Annotated in this window: 12 protein-coding genes and 1 pseudogene; 8 read left to right on the top strand and 5 right to left on the bottom strand. The window is 68.3% G+C overall.

Annotated features, from left to right (window positions below):
- The first annotated feature begins 31 nt into the window (after positions 1-31).
- From ABD932_RS27605 to ABD932_RS27620, 4 genes are all read left to right on the top strand, one after another.
- Complete coding sequence (locus tag ABD932_RS27605) at positions 32-2,188, top strand: N-6 DNA methylase (protein WP_345016337.1); 2,157 nt, start codon at positions 32-34, stop codon at positions 2,186-2,188.
- A gap of 88 nt (positions 2,189-2,276) precedes the next feature.
- A complete protein-coding gene (locus ABD932_RS27610; protein ID WP_345016339.1) occupies positions 2,277-4,268 on the top strand; it encodes a type I restriction-modification system subunit M in 1,992 nt (663 codons plus the stop codon).
- Positions 4,265-5,416, top strand: a complete 1,152-nt coding sequence (locus ABD932_RS27615) for a restriction endonuclease subunit S (RefSeq protein WP_345016341.1) — start codon at positions 4,265-4,267, stop codon at positions 5,414-5,416. The genes ABD932_RS27610 and ABD932_RS27615 overlap by 4 nt, the downstream gene beginning before the upstream one ends.
- Positions 5,413-8,610 (top strand): type I restriction endonuclease subunit R, encoded by a 3,198-nt coding sequence (locus ABD932_RS27620; RefSeq protein ID WP_345016344.1) that lies wholly within the window; start codon positions 5,413-5,415, stop codon positions 8,608-8,610. Before ABD932_RS27615 ends, ABD932_RS27620 begins: the two co-directional genes overlap by 4 nt.
- 56 nt (positions 8,611-8,666) lie before the next feature.
- On the opposite strand, the gene ABD932_RS27625 is transcribed toward ABD932_RS27620, so the two are convergent.
- The 3 genes and pseudogenes from ABD932_RS27625 to ABD932_RS44030 form a co-directional block, all read right to left on the bottom strand.
- Positions 8,667-8,879, bottom strand: coding sequence for a DUF397 domain-containing protein (locus tag ABD932_RS27625; RefSeq protein ID WP_345016345.1), 213 nt, complete (start codon positions 8,877-8,879; stop codon positions 8,667-8,669).
- Positions 8,876-9,732, bottom strand: a pseudogene (locus tag ABD932_RS27630) (helix-turn-helix domain-containing protein). Before ABD932_RS27630 ends, ABD932_RS27625 begins: the two are co-directional and overlap by 4 nt.
- 77 nt (positions 9,733-9,809) lie before the next feature.
- Positions 9,810-10,058, bottom strand: a complete 249-nt coding sequence (locus ABD932_RS44030; protein WP_425587520.1) for a hypothetical protein — start codon at positions 10,056-10,058, stop codon at positions 9,810-9,812.
- A gap of 422 nt (positions 10,059-10,480) precedes the next feature.
- Here ABD932_RS44030 and ABD932_RS27640 point away from each other — a divergent pair, with 422 nt between their 5' ends.
- The 4 genes from ABD932_RS27640 to ABD932_RS27655 all read left to right on the top strand — a co-directional run bounded on the left by ABD932_RS27640 (position 10,481) and on the right by ABD932_RS27655 (position 17,315).
- Positions 10,481-12,046 (top strand): serine/threonine-protein kinase, encoded by a 1,566-nt coding sequence (locus ABD932_RS27640; RefSeq protein WP_345016347.1) that lies wholly within the window; start codon positions 10,481-10,483, stop codon positions 12,044-12,046.
- Positions 12,047-12,125: 79 nt separating this feature from the next.
- Positions 12,126-14,324, top strand: a complete 2,199-nt coding sequence (locus ABD932_RS27645; RefSeq protein ID WP_345016349.1) for an AIPR family protein — start codon at positions 12,126-12,128, stop codon at positions 14,322-14,324.
- A 25-nt stretch (positions 14,325-14,349) separates the two neighbouring features.
- A complete protein-coding gene (locus ABD932_RS27650) occupies positions 14,350-16,476 on the top strand; it encodes a UvrD-helicase domain-containing protein (protein ID WP_345016351.1) in 2,127 nt (708 codons plus the stop codon).
- 35 nt (positions 16,477-16,511) lie between these two features.
- Positions 16,512-17,315, top strand: a complete 804-nt coding sequence (locus ABD932_RS27655; protein ID WP_345016353.1) for a hypothetical protein — start codon at positions 16,512-16,514, stop codon at positions 17,313-17,315.
- A 29-nt stretch (positions 17,316-17,344) separates the two neighbouring features.
- On the opposite strand, the gene ABD932_RS27660 is transcribed toward ABD932_RS27655, so the two are convergent.
- Together ABD932_RS27660 and ABD932_RS27665 are read right to left on the bottom strand one after the other, a co-directional pair.
- Positions 17,345-17,758, bottom strand: coding sequence for a PIN domain-containing protein (locus ABD932_RS27660; protein WP_345016355.1), 414 nt, complete (start codon positions 17,756-17,758; stop codon positions 17,345-17,347).
- On the bottom strand, positions 17,755-18,018 hold the full coding sequence (locus ABD932_RS27665; protein WP_345016357.1) for a CopG family transcriptional regulator: 264 nt from the start codon (positions 18,016-18,018) through the stop codon (positions 17,755-17,757). Before ABD932_RS27665 ends, ABD932_RS27660 begins: the two co-directional genes overlap by 4 nt.
- Between the last annotated feature and the right edge of the window lie 161 nt (positions 18,019-18,179).

The following is an 18,179-nucleotide window of genomic DNA, read 5'->3' on the forward strand; positions in this document are numbered from 1 at the left end:
ATCATCGGCCAATGAGAGGTGTCGCCGGGACATGCCCCAGACAACCGCCCACGTCACAGCTGCGGAGATCTCCCGCATCGCGGGTGTCACCCGGGCCACCGTCAGTAACTGGCGTCGACGGCACGAGGACTTCCCCACTCCGTCCGGCGGTACCGAGACCAGCCCGCTCTATGACCTCGGAGCTGTTCAGGCATGGCTCAGGGCGCGCGGCCACACGCAGGCAGCCGACCCCCGCGAGGAACTGCGCACTGCGGTTCGTCTCCAGGAGTCCGACCCGGCCCGGACGACCGCACGCATGGGCTTCGTTCTCGCGCTCGCCCGCTGCTCCCCCGCTGAGATGGCACAGCTCGCGGACCTCCCGGACGGCGAACTCATCGCCCGTAGCACCGACGAGGTGGCCACGCTCCTGACGTCGCTCCCCGGTCTCGCACCCGACGGCCGCCTGTTCTCGGCCGACGACGCCACCACGCTGCGGGCCCTGCTCCGTTGCGTACGTGAGGAAGGCGGACCGGCCGCGCTCGCGGTGCTTGGGGAGAGAGAACTGGAGGACAGCGCCGCGACAGGCGTCTACGGGACCCCCGAACCCCTGGCGGAGCTGGTCGCGGGGCTGCTTCCGGCCGGTAGCGAGCGGGTTCTGGACCCGGCCTGTGGTAGCGGTGCGCTGCTGGCAGCCGCCGCCCGGCGCGGCGCCACCACTCTCCTTGGCCAGGACTCTGTTCCCGTCCAGGCACAGCGCGCCGCGGTCGGCCTGAGCCTGGCGGCTCCGCGGGCCAAGACCACCGTAGGCATCGGGGACAGCCTGCGCGCGGACGCCTTCTCCGATCAGGTCGTGGACGCGGTGCTGTGCAACCCGCCGTACGGCGACCGTGACTGGGGTCACGGCGAGCTGGCCTACGACCCGCGCTGGGCGTACGGCGTCCCGCCCCGTGCCGAATCGGAACTCGCCTGGGCACAGCACTGCCTCGCGCATGTGCCCCCGGGCGGCTGGGCCCTGATGATCCTCCCGCCCGCCACCGCGTCCCGTCCCTCCGGGCGCCGGGTACGGGCGGAGCTGGTGCGTAGTGGCGCTGTTCGCGCCGTCATGGCTCTTCCTGCCGGGGCCGCGCCACCTCTGCACATCGGCCTTCAGCTCTGGGTTCTGCAGCGCCCCGAGCCGGGTGGCCCGGAGCGGAAGTCGGTGCTGTTCGTCGATCTGGCCGGAGCGGCTGCCGCGCCGGGCACCGAGGTGCGGACGGCGGCCCCGGCCCACACGGGCCCCGGCCGTACGCCGCTGGACTGGTCCGACCTGACGACACGAGCCCACACCCACTGGCTGGCGTTCGCCGCCGACCCGGACGGCTTTGTCGGCGAGCCCGGCACCGCCGACGTGGTACCCGTCGTCGATCTTCTGGACGATCTTGTCGACCTCACACCGGCCCGCCGGGTCCGCTTCTCCCGAACGGATATCGAGCCCGCCGTGCTGGCCGCCCGCGCGGACACCGGGAGCCGTGAGCTGGCCGAAGCCGCCCGGGCCCTGGCCACGGTATCCCTCCAGACCGGCTGGAGCGAAGCCGGCCCCTCGGTGCGGGAGTGGCGTACGGCCACGGCGTCGGACCTCGCGCGTGGCGGCGCACTGACCTTGCTCCGCACCGTGCCGGACACCAAGGACTCGCGAACGGCCGGAGCCTCCTCGGCCCCAGGGCAACCCGTCCTCACGGGCATGGACATCGCGCGCGGAACCGGCCCGACCGGCGACCCGGGCGAGTTCCGCTCCGACGCCGCGCCCGTCGTGGCCACGGGAGACGTGCTCGTACGGGCGGTCGTCGGCGGCACCGGCCCAATGGCCCGCGTCGCGGACGAGGGGGATGCCGGCGCGCTCCTCGGCACCCAGGTCCATCTCCTCCGCCCTGACCCGGCCCGCCTGGACCCCTGGTTCCTGGCCGGCTTCATCGACTCCGAGGACAACATCGCAGGAGCCTCGACCGGCAGCACGGTCCTGCACGTCGCACCGGGCCGCCTCCGCGTCCCCCTGATGCCGCTGGACGAGCAACGCCGGTACGGCGAGGCGTTCCGGCACATCCACGAACTACGCGCCCGGGCACGTCAGGCGGCGAGGCTCGCCGAGGAGACGGCCGCTCTCCTCACGGGCGGTCTCACGGGCGGCGCTCTCCTGCCGTTCAGGGCGCCGGCGGACGCCGATCCGGCCTGAACCCGACTCGTACGCACTCCCATCGACCACACTTGTCCGCACCCGCTCCGGTTGGGCGGGACGGTTCGGAAGGAAGCCGGGGAACCCCTTGAACAGCAGTAAGCACACGGAGCTGGCGAACCACGCCTGGTCCGTCGCCGACCTCTTGCGCGGTGACTACAAGCAGTCCGACTACGGCAAGGTCATCCTGCCGTTCACCGTGCTGCGCCGCCTGGAATGCGTCCTGGAGCCCACCCGTGACAAGGTCGTGGAGACCGTGGCCCGTTTCGAGGGCCAGGACCTCGACACGGACCACTTCCTGCGCCGCGCCTCGGGCCATTCCTTCTACAACAAGAGCGACCTGACCCTGAAGAAGATCGCGGGCGACCCCAAGAACGCCGCGGTCCTTCTGCAGAAGTACGTGGGCGCTTTCTCGGACAACGCCCGTGAGGTCCTTGACAAGTACGAGTTCGCGCAGCAGATCAAGCGGCTAGACGGCGCCGACCTGCTCTACAAGGTCATCGGCAAGTTCACGGACCTGGACCTGCACCCCGAGGTCGTGCCCAACCACAACATGGGCTACATCTTCGAGGAGCTGATCCGCCGCTTCGCGGAGCAGTCCAACGAGACGGCGGGCGAGCACTTCACCCCCCGCGAGGTCATCAAGCTGATGGTCAACCTGCTGATCGAGCCGGACGGTGACGCGCTCACCGTCCCGGGCGTGGTCCGCACGGTCATGGACCCGGCTTGCGGTACGGGCGGCATGCTGTCGGCGGCCGAGGAGTTCATCCGGAAGCACAACCCGGACGCCACAGTCGAGGTGTACGGCCAGGAGCTCAATCCGGAGTCCTGGGCCATCTGCCGGTCCGACCTAATGATCAAGGGTCAGGATCCGGAGCACATCGCCTTCGGCAACTCCTTCAGCGACCCCGGACACGGCCGCGAAAAGTTCGATTTCCTGCTCGCCAACCCGCCGTTCGGCGTGGAGTGGAAGAAGGTCAAGGACGAGGTCGAGTACGAGCATAAGCACCTCGGTGAGGCCGGCCGCTTCGCCGCGGGCCTGCCGCGTATCAACGACGGCTCGCTCCTCTTCCTCCAGCACATGATCTCGATGATGAAGCCGGTCGATGCGAAGGGCGGGGGTGGCTCCCGCATTGCCATCGTATTCAACGGCTCCCCGTTGTTCACCGGCGCGGCCGGCTCGGGCGAATCCGAGATCCGCCGCTGGATCCTGGAGAACGACTGGCTGGAGGGTATCGTCGCGCTCCCGGACCAGCTCTTCTACAACACCGGCATCTCCACGTACTTCTGGATTCTGACCAACCGGAAGTCCCCGGACCACAAGGGCAAGGTCATCCTGCTGGACGCGCGCGACCAGTTCCAGAAGATGCGCAAGTCCCTCGGCGACAAGCGCAAGGTACTGGGCAAGCAGCACATCGCGGACATCACCCGCCTGTACGCGGAGGCGATCGAGGTCGTGACGGACCCCGAACACCCCCTCCACGCCAAGGTCAAGGTCTTCGACAACGAGGCATTCGGCTACCAGCGCATCACGGTCGAACGCCCCCTGAAGCTCCGCTTCGAGGTCACGGACGAGACCCTCGCAGCCCTGTCGGCGGCGAAGCCGGTCCAGAAGCTGCCGGACGCGGAGGCTTTCGTGGCTGCCGTCCGTACGTTGTCTGGCTCGTCCTGGCCGACCAAGTCCGAGGCGCTGGTGGCCCTGAAGGACGCGGTGGTCGCCGCCGGCCTCCTGTGGCCGACGGGCGCGCCCTTCGCCAAGGCAGTACGCGACGCGGTGGGCGTCCGCGACCCCGAGGGCGAGGTACAGCTCATCAAGGGGGAGCCGGAACCGGACGCTGAGCTGCGTGACTACGAGAACGTCCCGTTGGGCGAGGACGTCGACGACTACTTGAAGCGCGAGGTTTACCCGCACGTCCCAGACGCGTGGATCGACCACACGAAGACGAAGATCGGCTACGAGATCCCGGTGACGAGGCACTTCTACGTGTACGAGCCGCCGAGGCCGCTGGCGGAGATCGACGCGGAGTTGAAGGAGCTGGAGGCGGAGATTCAGGCGCTGTTGGGGGAGGTGACGGAGTGACTGACACGGTCCCGCTGAAGCGCGTAGCGCGCATGGCCTACGGTGATTCACTCGCTGCTGAGATGAGAGTCGATGGCGAGTTTCCCGTCGTAGGGTCGGGGGGAGTTTCGGGAACGCATAATGCATCGAACTTCCGGGCTCCGGGCATCGTAATCGGCCGTAAGGGGAGCCACGGATCGGTCCACTGGATCCCTTCCGGTGGATTCGCCATCGACACGGCTTACTACATCGACGAGCGCCTCACTTCTGTCAACCTGAGGTGGCTGTACTACGTTCTGCAGGCTGTGAACCTCAAGGGTCCCTCGCAGGACGTCGGGGTTCCTGGTTTGTCCCGTGACGCCGCGTATGAGGTGCGCCTGCCAGTGCCGCCTTCGCACGAGGAACAGCGCCGCATCGCCGACTTCCTCGACACCGAGACAGGGAAGATCGATAACCTTGTTTTCAAGAAGCGCCGCCTAGTCGAGCTTCTGGAAGAGCGAAGCGACAGTAGAATTCTGAGTCACGTAGGTGCGAGCGCCCTCGTGGCTGGATCAACTGGCGTATCAGTCCAGCCTGTCAGGCGTCTTCTAGAGAAGGCAGTGAGGCCGCCAGTCGCTGATGTCGGTACTGTCACGGCCTACAGGGACGGGCGGGTGACGGACCGCTCACTACGCCGGGCAGACGGCTACACCCTTTCAGGGTCAACAGAACCGCAGGGGCAATACGTCGTGCCGGGCGACGTCGTCATTCATGGACTCGACGGATTTGCTGGCGCCATCGGGGTGTCCGAGGCGTTCGGGAACTGCAGTCCGGTGTACCACGTGTGCGAGCCCCAGAACGGTGGTGATTCACACTTCTTCGGGCGCATGCTTCGCCTGCTGGCTCTCCAGGGGTATCTGGGAAACTTTGCAACGAGCACGCGTGAGCGAGCCGTTGACTTTCGAAACTGGGAACTTTTCGGGCGGATTCCCCTTCCAGTTGTGTCGGTCGAGGAGCAGCGCGAGATCGGAGCTGCCATCAGGAGGATTCGCCCCCTCAAGGAACTGGTCGAGCGCTCTGCAGCGCTGGCGGCTGAACGCCGCCAATCCCTCATCACCGCCGCCGTAACCGGACAGTTCGACGTCTCCACCGCCAGCGGACGCAACGTCACGGAGGGAATCACCGCATGAGCCACGGCCCCGTCCACAGCGAGTCCGCGTTCGGTGACGCCATAGTCGCGGCCATGACCGAACGGGGCTGGCGGGAGACCAGCCCGGCTGGCTATCAGCCCGACCTCGGCCTGGACACCCAGGAGCTGTTCGAGTTCCTCGGCAAGACCCAGGCCGAGGAGTGGCACGAGCTGCGCACCATCTACGGTGACGCCAACGAGGCCCAGCGGGGGTTCGCCCGCCGTCTCGACCAGGCGATCGCCAACGACGGGCTGCTCCACGTCCTCCGCAACGGTGTGAAGGACCGTGGCGTACGGCTCCGCGTCGCCTACTTCAAGCCGAACCTCGTCCCGGACGAATCCGTTCTCGACGGTTACCGGGCCAACCGCCTCACCGTCGTCCGCGAGCTGGTCTACGCCACCAAGCAGCTCGACTGGAACCACAAGCTCGACCTCACCCTGTTCCTCAACGGCATCCCCATCGCCACCGCCGAGCTGAAGAACCCCCTCACCGGCCAGGGCGTCGAGCACGCCATGGACCAGTACCGGACCGACCGCGACCCCACCGAGCTGATCTTCACCCGCCGGGTCATCGCCAACTTCGCCGTCGACCCGGACTTGGTCTTCGTCGCGACCACGCTCAAGGGTAAGAACACCCGCTTCCTGCCCTTCAACACCGGCTCCGAAGGCCCCGGCCGCCCCGGCGGCGCCGGTAACCCCGCGCCCACCGCCTTCGGCCAGTACTCCACGTCGTACCTCTGGGAGCAGGTCTGGGAGCGGGACAACTGGCTGGACCTGCTCCAGCGGTTCGTGCACCAGCAGAAGACGAAGACGCCCGGCGGCGCCACGACCCGCACCACGATCTTCCCCCGCTTCCACCAGTGGGACGTGGTCAAGAAGCTGACCGCCCACGCCGCCACCCACGGCGCCGGGCACAACTACCTGGTCATGGCCTCGGCCGGATCCGGCAAGTCCAACACCATCGGCTGGCTCGCTCACCGCCTCTCCGACCTGCACGCCGACAACGACCCCCGCACCCTCGACCCCGAAGCCCTCGCCGCCGGCTTCATCAAGCCCGGCGCTCCCGTCTTCGACAAGGTCATCGTCATCACCGACCGCCGGAACCTGGACGCCCAGCTCCGCGAGACGGTCGGCGGGTTCTCGCAGACGGACGGCCTGGTCGTGAAGATCGACGAGAAGCACGGGGCGAAGAGCGAGCAGCTCGCCCGCGCGCTCTCCCGCGACACCGGCAAGATCGTCACCGTCACCCTGCACTCGTTCCCCGCGCTCCTCGACTACATGAAGCGCCACCCGACCGAGCTCAGCGGCACTACCTTCGCGATCATCCTGGACGAGGCGCACTCCTCCCAGTCCGGCGACGCGGCGACCGCCGTCCGCGCGGCCCTCCGCGAGCTCGGCCTCGACTCCGACTCCGAGGACGCGGGCGCCACCAGCCTCACCGTCAACGACCAGCTCAAGAAGAAGGCCCTGGAGCGCTCCCGGGCCGCGAACCTCTCCTACTTCGCCTTCACCGCCACGCCCAAGGCCAAGACCCTTGAACTCTTCGGCACCCCCGACCAGGTGGACGGCAAGGAGGCGTACCGCCCCTTCCACACGTACTCGATGCGCCAGGCCATCGAGGAAGGCTTCATCCTCGACCCCCTGCGCAGCTACGTCACGTACAACACGTACTGGAAGCTGGTGAACCAGAACCCCGACGAGCTTGAGGTCGACCCCGCCAAGGCGAACTCCCTCCTCGCCCGGTTCGCGCTCACCCACGACTCGACCGTCTCGCAGCACGCCCAGGTGATCGTCGAGCACTTCGTCACCCATACGCGGGGCCGCCTCGGGGGCCGGGCGAAGGCCATGGTCGTGACCGCCTCCCGGCAGTCCGCCGTTCAGATGGCGCGTGCGATCAAGAGCTACATCAAGGATCGGGACTACGACACCAAGTACCCCGACCTGGGCGTACTCGTCGCGTTCTCGGGTTCGCTCACCATCGACGGTGAGGAGACCACCGAGCCGAAGGAGAACGGCGGCCTGTCCGAGAGCGCGCTGCCAAAGGCGTTCGCGTACACCCGCGCTGACGACAAGGCCGTCCACGCCGGCGCGAAGGGCCGGCCGGAGTACAAGATCCTGGTGGTGGCCGAGAAGTATCAGACCGGCTTCGACCAGCCGTTGTTGACGACGATGTACGTCAACAAGACGCTGACCGGCATTGCGGCCGTCCAGACCCTCTCCCGCCTTAACCGCACCACCGACCGCAAGTCCCAGTCGGACCTGGCCGTCTTGGACTTCGTCAACGAGGCCGAGGACATCAAGGAGTCGTTCCGTCCCTACTTCGAGGAGGCGAACACCCTCCCCTCGGACCCGAACCTCCTCTACACAGCCCAGAGCCGGGTCATGTCCGCGCCGATCGTCTCGGAAGCGGAGATGGATGAGTTCGCCGCTGCGTACTTCGGCGCGAAGGAGAAGGCAGCCGGATCGCAGGCCGCGTGGGAGAAACTGCACGCCGAGCTGTACCGCCTGCTCTCCCCGGCCGTGACCCGGTACGAGGCCCTGCGCGACAACGACGAGGACGAGGACGACGTCAAGACGGCCGAGGACTTCCGCGCCAGCCTTAACGACTACGTCCGCAAGTACGGCTTCCTTGCCCAGATCGTGCCGTACCAGGACCCCGACCTGGAGCGGTTGTACCTCTACGGCCGTTACCTCCTCACCCGGCTGCGTGGCAAGGCCGACGGGGGAGTGGACATCGGCGAGGTCGACCTCAGCCACCTGCGGGTGGAGAAGACCGGCGAGCACGACGTCTCGCTGTCCCCCGAGGGACCCGCGACGATGCCGGGCTTCGGAGACGGCACGGGCGGTGCCAAGGAAGCCGAGAAGTCGCTCCTGTCCGAGCTGATCGAGAAGTTCAACGCCAAGTTCGGCACGGATTTCACCGAGCAGGACGTCATCCGTCCCTTCGAGGAGGCGAAGGCCGATCCCAAGGTCCGGAAGGCGGCGGTCGCCAACGACGACGTGGACAATTTCGGGAAGGTCTTCGACAAGGTCTTCGCCGACAAGATGGCTGACCACATCGACTCCATCGCTGGCCTCGGCCGCCAGTACTTCGGTCCGGACCGGAACTTCAAGTCCAGTCTCGACCGCAGCGCCCGCCGCGCCGCGTGGCGGATGATCCGCCGCGAGGAGGGCGTGGAGGACGACGCGGCGTAGTCGTCGCGGCGGGCCCGCGTACACAGGCGAGCTGTACGCGGGCCCGAGCCGCTGCGTTACGCCCGACGCCCGGCGGCCAGCTCCACGAATCCGGCCCACGCCTCGGGGCCTACGCTCAGCACGGGCCCGCCGAGCCCCTTGGAGTCCCGGACATGCACGGTGCCGGGCGTGGTGGCCACCTCGACGCACTGGCCGCCCTCGGCACCGCTGTAGCTGCTCTTGAACCAAGCGAGTGCCGACTGCGCAGACGGTGTCTCTGCGGTGCTCATAGCTCTCCCAGCAACTTCTCGATGAATCCCATGGTCTCTCGCGGAGTGAGAGCCTGACTTCGGATGATCCCATAGCGGGTGGCGGCGAGCCGGGTCTCCTCCCGGTCCGTGCGCAGGCTGCTCCGTCCTTGGACCTCCATGTACACAAGCTGCTGGCCACCTTTGCGGGTGATCACGGTAAAGGGGCCGTCCATACCGGCGTTGTCCTCGCGGTCGAGCGGCATGAGCTGAATCTCTACGTTGCGCTTCTGGCCGACGAGCAGCAGTTGTTCCAACTGGCCACGCAGAACCGACTTGCCGCCAAGGGGGCGGAGCAGTACCGACTCCTCCATCACGAAGCTCAGCAGGGGAGCCGGCCAGCGGCTGAAGATGTCGTGGCGGGCCAGCCGGCAGTCACCCGCGTCTCGATCGTCTCCGCATCCAGCAGCGGGCGTCGCATGGCCAGCACGGCTCGCGTGTACTCCTCCGTCTGCAACAGCCCGTTGACCAACAGGGTGTCGTAGGCATACAGCTCTACCGCCTCCGCCTCCAGCCGGGCCATGTCCCGGAAGAAAGCCGGATACTGCGCCCGCGCAACCTCCTCCTTCAGCGCCTTCAGCACACCCCCGGCGTCCAGGACCTCGTCCGCCTGGTCGATGAACCTCGGCGGAGGGATGCGCCGCCCCTGCTCGAAGGAAGCGATCGACTGGGCCGCGTATCCCACCCGCTTCCCGAACTCCGCCCGTTTCAGCCCGGCCCGTGTCCGGAATAGCTTCAACTGCCGCCCGAACGCCGTGACCACGCCCTGCCCCGGCTCGTCCTCCGGCCGCTGTCCCACCGGCTCCGGTACGAACCCCGCGTCATCGTCCTGCACAGCCGCCACCCTTCAGCGCACGTACATCGCGCCGTCCTCCCGCGTACAAGCGGAACGCGACGGCGCGTCACCCACGGTCACGCTACGCCACCACGGCCCACCGTGGAGTCATGACGAACAATCCCACCTGCGCCGCCGTCACCACCCAACCCACCGACCCGATCCACCACTTCGAGATGCGGTTCACCGCCACGCCACTTGGTGCCCGCCTCGGTCGCCGGCTGTGCGCGGAACGGCTGCACGCCTGGGGCATCCCATATGGCACCGAGGCACACGAAGCTCTCGTCCTCCTCGTGGCCGAACTGGCCGCGAACGCCGTTCGCCATGGCCGGGTCCTCGGACGGGACTTTCACGTACGGCTCACCGTCGCCGCGGCTCCCGTCGCGACTGTACGCGTCGAGGCGACCGACCACGCGCGCCGAACGGATGCCGGAGCCAGCGCCTCGCCTTCCCGGACCGGACCGCACGGACGGGCGCGGCCTCCTCCTGGTGGACGGTCTCGCCGACCGCTGGGGCTGGGGGCCGCGCCCCTTCGGGACGCCCGGCAAGGTCGTGTGGGCCGAATACGACAGGCGGAGCCACAGCGCAGAGACGGTTCTCAGCCAGATGTGACAGACCTTCCCCGCCTCCCTGGACGGAAGATCGTCACTCCCACCACACTGGTCCGGACATGTCGGGCCGGCCGACACCACCTGGGTACGCACGCCGGCGCACGGATGCGACGGGGGCGGGCACGGTGTCGCAGCGGATGATCGCAGGACGTTACGAACTCCTGGAGGAACTCAGCCACGGCGGCATGGGGGACGTGTGGCGCGGCTACGACGCCGTGCTGGACCGGCCGGTCGCCGTGAAGCTCATCCGGCAGCAGGCCGTCACCTCGCCGCAGATGGCGGACGAACTCGCCAAGCGGTTCCGGCGCGAGGCCCGGATCACGGCCCGCATCCAGCACCCCGGCGTACCCCAGGTCTACGACGCGGTCCTCGACGACACCCACGAGCAGCTGTTCCTCGTCATGGAGCTGGTGGAGGGCGTGCCGCTGTCCGCGTACGTGGACCCGGCCCGGCCGCTGCCGGTGAGCTGGGCCGTGGCCGTGGCGGCGCAGGTGGCCACCGTGCTGTCGCACGCCCACGAGATCCCCGTGATCCACCGCGACCTCAAGCCGGGGAACGTCCTCGTCGCCCGCGACGGGACGGTGAAGGTCCTGGACTTCGGCATCGCGGCCATCCTGCGCACCGACGCGACAAAGCTGACCGCGACCGGGACCCCGATCGGGACCTCCCAGTACATGGCGCCCGAGCAGGTCCGCGGCGGGCGCATCACCCCGCGGACGGACCTGTACGCGCTCGGGTGCATTCTCCACGAACTGCTCGCCGGACGCGCCCTGTTCCAGGCGGACAGCGAGTTCGCGCTCATGTACCAGCACGTCAGCGCCGCCCCCACCCCGCTCCGGCAGCTGCGCCCCGAGGTGCCGGCCGCGCTGGAGGAGCTCGTCCTGCATCTGCTCCGCAAGGCCCCTGAGGCGCGGCCCGCCGATGTCCAGGAGGTGTACGAGCGGCTGCGGCCCTTCCTGCCGTCGGTCGGCCAGGAACCGGTGTCCGGCGAGACGGGCCCGGACGGAGCCCCGGACCCCACGGGGCTGTTCCGCCACCCGTACGCGCCGCGCTCCCGGCCCCGGCCGTCGGCCACTCCGGCGCCTTCGGGGGAGTCGGTCCCCGCGCCCCTCCCCGTACCTGCCGAACTCCGCGCGGAGATCAAGGAGGCGTACGCGCACTCCGACGCCCTCCTCGAAGAGGAGCGGTTTGCGCAGGCCGCCGAGGTGCTGAGCGAGGTCATCGAGCCGGCCGCCCGCGCCCTCGGCGCGGAGAACCGGCAGGTGGTGGAGCTGCGCACCCAGCGGGCGGCGATCCGGCTGCTCGGCGGCGACTACCGGGCCGCGTTGCCCGAGTTCACCGCTCTCGCCGACGCGTACGGCCGTATCGCCGGACCCACCAGCGAGCGGGCCCGCGCCTGCCGGGCCCAGGCCGCCCGCTGCCGCGCCGAACTCGGCCAGGTCACGGAGGCGCTCACGGCTCTGGAATCGGTTCTGGCCGTCGTCCGGTCCGTGGACAGCGACGTCAGTGAGGAAGCCATCGAACTGCGCCGTGACATCGGCATGCTGCTGCTCGCCCAGGGCCGCGCGGCTGATGCCCGGGTCGTGCTGGAACCGCTGCACGCCGACCTAGACGTCGTCTACGGGCCTGCTGACGAGCTGACCGCGGAGGTCGGTGAGGCCCTGGCGCTCATACGGCTCGATCTCGACGGCCAGGAGCGCTGAACGCCGTTGGGCGGACGATCCGGGGCGCCGGTAAGACGGTCGGGCCGGCTGGCTCGGCCATGGGGAGGGGAAGAAGTACGTGAACACACAGCAGCCCAAGGGCGGACAGCCCGATCTGAACACCACGGTACGGCAGGTGGGCACCGCCCTCCAGAAGGTCTACGCCGACCTTCTGGACACCAGCGACCTGGCGGCCAAGTACACGGGGGAAGACTTCGAGAAGCGATGCACCTCCAGGGCGCTGGCCGCCCAGGCGGTGCGGATCGTCACTGGCTTCAGCCCGGAGGAGGCCGCCGCCACCGTCATCGACGGAGACCTGGATCAGGGCATCGACGCGATCGCCGTGGTCGAGGGGTCCAGGCCCCACGTCTATCTCGTCCAGAGCAAGTGGAGCCCCGAGGGCAAGGCAAAGGGGGATAGGCAGGCCGTTTTCGAACTCCTCGCCGGCCTCCGGCTCATCGACGAGGAGAACTTCGCGCCGTTCAATCCGCGAGGCCGGAGGCTGGCCGAGTACGCCAAGTCCGTCATGGACCAGGGGACCGTACCCGTCACCCAGGTCGTGGTGCTGATGCGCCCCGACATGCCCGGTGAGGGCTTCATGCAGGCCATTAAGAACGGCGAGCACGAGTTCAACCGGTACGGCGACGTCCTGGACCACCGGATCATTCTCGCTCCCGAGGTGTGGGCGTCAGTACGAGCCGACCAGGCGCCCGAGCCGGTGGTCCTGACCGCGGAGCTGTTCCCCTGGTTCGGCATGGGCTCCGACGCGCTGTACGAGTCCTACCAGGGAGTCGTCGATGCCGAGCAGGTCGCCGATTGGGCGGCGCAGCACGGGGCGAACCTCTTCAACCTGAACATCCGCAAGCCCCTGGGCAGGACGCCCATCAACAACTCCTTGATCGCCACCCTCACAGAGGAGCCGGCCAACTTCTGGTACTACAACAACGGCATCACCGTGCTCTGCGACCGTGTTGAGAAGGTCGAACGGTCGGTGCGCGCTCCCCACCAGAAACCCCTGCTGCTGACCCTGCACAACGCCAGCGTGGTGAACGGCGCCCAGACCGTGCGCGCCGTGGCGGAGGCGTTGGAGAAGGAGGACGCGGCGGCCGAGGCCAAGATCAGCGTGCGGATCATCGTCACGCACGCGGCCAAGGAGTTCGCCAGCGACACCACGCGCGCCACCAACCGTCAGAACAGTGTCGGCGAACGGGACTTCGTCGCCCTCGATCCGGTCCAGGGTGACATCCTGGACGAGATGCGGGCGGAACTCGGCCTGGAGTACGGGGTTCAGCGCAGTGAGGTCGACCTCCCCGAAGAGTCCGGCTGCACCGTGGTCGAGGCGGCCGTCGCCCTGGCCTGCGCCCATGCCGACAGTCAGTACGCGGCCCGGATCGCGCTCACGCTCGACCCCCTGTGGGAGCGCGGCCCCCAGGGGGTCTACGACGTGCTGTTCCGCCCGAGGCCGGGTGTCTACCTGCTGTGGAACGCTGTCCAGGTGCTGCGTGAGGTGCGGCGCTGTCTTCTCGACCTCCGCAAGCGCTACGAGGGTCGGGCCGCCGCGCTGACCGAACACGGCACGTACCTGCTCACCCATCTGGTGTTCCGGCTCCTCGACACCGAGGGGATCGACGAGCCCGACACCAAGCTGACCTGGGCAGAAGAGGCCAGGGCGAAGACCAAGGGCCTCGTCGGGCGGCTGCTGCCCGTCACCATCCAGGTCATCGACGGGCTGTCCGAGCGGCGCCCGCAGATCCGGGCCGTGTGCTCGGACGCCGACCGCTGCCGTGAGGTCACCGAACGGGTCATCGAGGCCATGGCAGAGGGCAAGGACGGCTCTGCCGCGAACGCGTACCGGCGCGTCCGGCCCACGCGCAAGCGCCGCCGCCCCAACGCCGTCCAGGTACTCGTCGACAAGCGGGTCCTGGACGAAGGCGAGCCGCTCACGCTCAGCACGGCCTACCCGCTGGAGACCGAAGCACTCAAGGACTGGCTCGCGGAGGACCCGCGGCGCTCTCGGGCCACGTGGACGAACCACCGGACGAAGCCGGTCGTCTGGGCCGCGGACGGCCGGCAGTACTCGCCTTCGGGGCTGATCACCCTCATGTGGGAACGTGCCGCGTGGGCGGACCGGCCCGTGGCCAACCAGGGCACGGCCCGCTGGGTCACGTCGTCGGGCGACACTCTCGCCGACCTCGCGTGGCGGACGCTGGGGGATCTGGAAGAGCCAGACGAGTCCGATGAACCGGGCAGCCGGAATGAGGACGACACCAACCGATAGAACCAACAGGAGACGCCTGCCCGCCATGCCCCGCCTCGCCTTCGACATCGGTTTCTGCGCCCAGCTCCCCAAGCTCCAGGGAACGGTTCGCAGGGGCGTGTTCGACGCCTGGGAGAAGTTCGAACGCCTCACCCTGGATCAGCTTTTCAAGGACCCCGGCCTGAAGCTGGAGTCGCTCAAGGGCGCGCGGGACCCGCACATCCGGACCATCCGGATCGACCGGGGAACCCGCGGCGTCGTGCTCGCGCCCGACAGCGGGGACACCTACGTCCTGCTGCGGGTGCTGCCGCACGACTCCGCGAACGCCTGGGCCGTCAAACAGAAGGCGAGCATCAACACGGCCACCCGGGCCGTCGAGATACGCGACATCGCCGTCCTGGAGAAGCTCACCCCCACCTACGAGCGAGTCGCGCCGCCGCCCGAGCAGCGGCTCTTCGCTAGGTTCTCGGACGGGGACCTGGCGGCCCTCGGGATCGACGGGACCACGTTGCGCCAGGCACGGGTATTGACCACCACGGAGCAACTGGAGGTGTTCGCGCCCCACTTCCCGCAGGACCAGCGCGAGGTCCTGGAGTACCTCGCGGCCGGCTTCACGGTCGAAGAGGTGTGGCGCGACGTGGTAGCCGTCAGCCTGGCAGCCAAGGACACCACGCGGCCACTTGATCCGGCCGACTACGACACCGCCATCCGGCACACCCGTACCCGCATCGCGCTGGTCACCGGAGAGGAGGAGCTCCGGGAGATCCTCGACAAGCCGTTCGCCGCGTGGCGCGTCTTCCTCCACCCCTCCCAGCACAAAGTGGCGTACCGCCCCTCGTACTCCGGACCCGCCCAGGTCACGGGAGGCCCGGGAACGGGTAAGACGGTTGTCGCGCTCCACCGCGTACGGCACCTGCTCCGGCATCTGCGCGACGGTGACCGCATCCTGCTCACCACCTACACGAACGCTCTGGTCGCCGCGCTCCGCGCCGGCCTCGCCGAGCTCGTCGACGACGAGACGCTCAGGGACCGGGTGGACATCATGACCGTCGACGCGTTCGCCGGACGTATGGTGTCCACGTCACGCCGTCCGCTGCGCGCCGACGAGGAGCCGGTCCGCTGGCAACAGGCGACTCGAAACGCCGGTTTCACCGGGAGCCCGCAGTTTCTCGCTCAGGAGTACAAGCACGTCATCCTCGCCCAGAACCTGCGTACGTACGACCAGTACGAGTCCGCCGAGCGCAGGGGGCGTGGAAGCGCGCTGCCGGCCATCGCCCGGCCCGCGGTCTGGCGCGCCGTGGACGAGTTCACGCGGCGGCTCGCCGCCGACGGGCTGCGCACCTACCTCGGTACCTGCGCCGAGGCCGCCGACCTGCTGGAGCGGTCCGGGCCGCGCTACCGGCACGTCGTCGTGGATGAGGCGCAGGATCTGCACCCGGCCCAGTGGCGGCTCCTGCGGGCAGCCGCACCGGCACGCCCGGACGACCTGTTCATCGCGGGCGACCCGCACCAGCGGATCTACGACAGCAAGGTCTCGTTGAAGGCGCTCGGTATCAAGGTCGCGGGCAGGTCTACGAAGATGCGGAAGAACTACCGCTCCACCCACGAGATTCTGAGCTGGTCCACGGCGCTTCTCGTCGGCCGTCCTTTTGCGGAGCTAGAGGACGACGCCCGTCACGACACTCTGGTCGGCTACCGCTCGGCTCTGCACGGAAGCGGTCCCGAGACACACGCGGCCAACTCCCTGGAAGAGGAGTTGGCCGCGCTCGTGGCACGAGTCCGGGTGTGGTTGGACGACGGCATCGCCCCCGGTGACATCGGCGTGAGCACCCGCTTCAACCGGACCTGCGATCAGGTGGCGGAGCGCCTGGCTTCCGCCGGCATCCCGGCGCAACGCCTGAGAACAGACCGGCCTACGACGGTAGAAGCCGTCAACGTGGGCACGATGCACTCGTTCAAGGGCCTCGAATACCGCTGTGTCGCGGTGGTCGGCGTCCATGACGGGGCCCTCCCCTTCCCCAAAGCCGTGACGCCCGTGGAGGTCGACCGCCTCCAGCACGAGGCCGACCTTCTGGCGGAACGCTGCCTACTGTTCGTCGCCTGCACCCGGGCGCGCGACGAGCTGTACGTGTCCTGGACGGGAGAGCCCAGTTCATTCCTGCCCGCCACATGAACATGACCGAGACGGGATGAGTGAGAGGGAAAACGATGGGCGAACTCGCCGACCGCGTGGCCGGTCTGGAGCGCGAAGTGGCTGATGCTCAAGAGGCACTCCAGCTCGTCGAAAGGGTGGACGAGGAGATCGAAGCCGCTGTGGAGGTGGTGGAGAGTGTGTACGAGCGGATCACCAACCTCGCGTGGGAGCTTGACGGGGAGATCGCCGATCACAATTACATGGAGGTGGAGCGCTGTTCCTACGAATTACGGGGTCTGATTGCCGATCAAGAACTGCTACGCGCCATTGACACCATTGGGCTGTGCACGGCCCTGCGGAGTGGGGGCCCTCTTCCAGCCTCGTCCATCGAAAGCCGTATGCACGGCTTGAAGGACATTCACCCATCCCATCCCACACTCACCCAGGAAGAGCTTGATCGGGAATTCAAAGCCGCGCTGCATCGGGCCGAGCAAACCTGGAACGAGATCTACGACGATGGCGCGTGGGACAGCGAGGACGAGCGGAGCAATCACCTCGCCGATCACCTGCACGAAGCGAGGCAGGAGGCAGTCTCTGCCCGCGCGGATCGAGCGGGCCGCTCCTTGATCAAGCTCTGCGATCACCTTGCGGAGACGGTGTGGCCGGAAGTGACGGCTGCAGCCCGTGCCGCGGATCTTGAGCGTGCGGCGCGCGGCCTGAAAGAGGCTTTCCTGGCAGCAGAGACCGCTCCAGCGCTGTACAAGCTCTATGAAGTCAACCTTTCAATTAAATACGAGTCCGCCCCCTACTCGCTCGGAGGGGTGGGTGAGCAGCTGATGGCCTTCGAGTCGTGGCTTGGGCTCCAGAACGAAGAATGACCGACGTCGTTCCGCTATGGCCCGGCGCGTCACACCTTCATGACGGTGACGCGTCCGCCGCACAGCGCTAGGAGGTCCTCGGGGTCGGAGGTGAGGACAGTCACCGGCCCCGGGGTGGCCAGGGCGGTGGCGGCGAGCATGGCGTCGATGGCGTACTTGTGGCCGTGCAGGCCGGCGTCGGCTAGGAGGGCAGCGGCGTGCCGGGCGGTGTGCTCGGTGACCGGTTCGACGACGAGGCGGGAGAGCGTCCACTCCAGGGCCGGGCGGTTGATCCGGGGGTGTACCACTTCGACCAGAGTGGCTGCTGAGGTGACCACGCGCAGGTCGTCGGTGCGGGCGAGGGCGAGCCAGCCGGTGACCGTGCGATCGCGCAGGACAGACTTGGCCAGTCCTTCGCTGTCGAGGACGAGGGTGCCGCCGGGGACTGCGGGGGAGCGGGTCACGCGGCGCTCGCTCCGCCCTGTGTCTGCTCGTGCCGTGCCTGCGTGAGTTGATCGCGCAGGGAGTGGATTTCTTCGTCCGTGATGGGGCCGTGCTCGGCTTCGGCGACGGCGATGAGTTCGTTGAGGTTGTCCCGCTCGATCTGGCGGGCGACGGCCGCGGCGACATAGGCGGACAGACCGGAGGGGCCGCTGCGGGCCTTGGCGGCTTCGGCGATGTCGCGTGGCATAGTGATTGAGTACTTACCGGTAGGCTCACTCATGCTACTCATCCTACCGCCCGTCCTCCCCGTTCGAGGGCGGCGCTCGTCGTTTGCCCCGGAAACGCTTCCGCCTCGTCACCGTGCCCGGTGCGGCCTCACTAAGACCGTGTCCTATGTGGTGAGGCGGACGAGGCGCTTGTAGCAGCACAGGGCAGCGGCGA

Origin of the sequence: Streptomyces shaanxiensis, from assembly GCF_039537145.1 — a bacterium.
In the GTDB taxonomy this organism is placed as follows: domain Bacteria; phylum Actinomycetota; class Actinomycetes; order Streptomycetales; family Streptomycetaceae; genus Streptomyces; species Streptomyces shaanxiensis.

Bases quoted from the DNA above. Each gene is read 5' to 3' on its own strand.
- ABD932_RS27605 (WP_345016337.1), top strand. From the start codon at position 32: ATGCCCCAGACAACCGCCCACGTCACAGCTGCGGAGATCTCCCGCATC.
- ABD932_RS27620 (WP_345016344.1), top strand. From the start codon at position 5,413: ATGAGCCACGGCCCCGTCCACAGCGAGTCCGCGTTCGGTGACGCCATA.
- ABD932_RS27625 (WP_345016345.1), bottom strand. From the start codon at position 8,879: ATGAGCACCGCAGAGACACCGTCTGCGCAGTCGGCACTCGCTTGGTTC.
- ABD932_RS44030 (WP_425587520.1), bottom strand. From the start codon at position 10,058: ATGGCGAACGGCGTTCGCGGCCAGTTCGGCCACGAGGAGGACGAGAGC.
- ABD932_RS27640 (WP_345016347.1), top strand. From the start codon at position 10,481: ATGATCGCAGGACGTTACGAACTCCTGGAGGAACTCAGCCACGGCGGC.
- ABD932_RS27650 (WP_345016351.1), top strand. From the start codon at position 14,350: ATGCCCCGCCTCGCCTTCGACATCGGTTTCTGCGCCCAGCTCCCCAAG.
- ABD932_RS27655 (WP_345016353.1), top strand. From the start codon at position 16,512: ATGGGCGAACTCGCCGACCGCGTGGCCGGTCTGGAGCGCGAAGTGGCT.
- ABD932_RS27665 (WP_345016357.1), bottom strand. From the start codon at position 18,018: ATGAGTGAGCCTACCGGTAAGTACTCAATCACTATGCCACGCGACATC.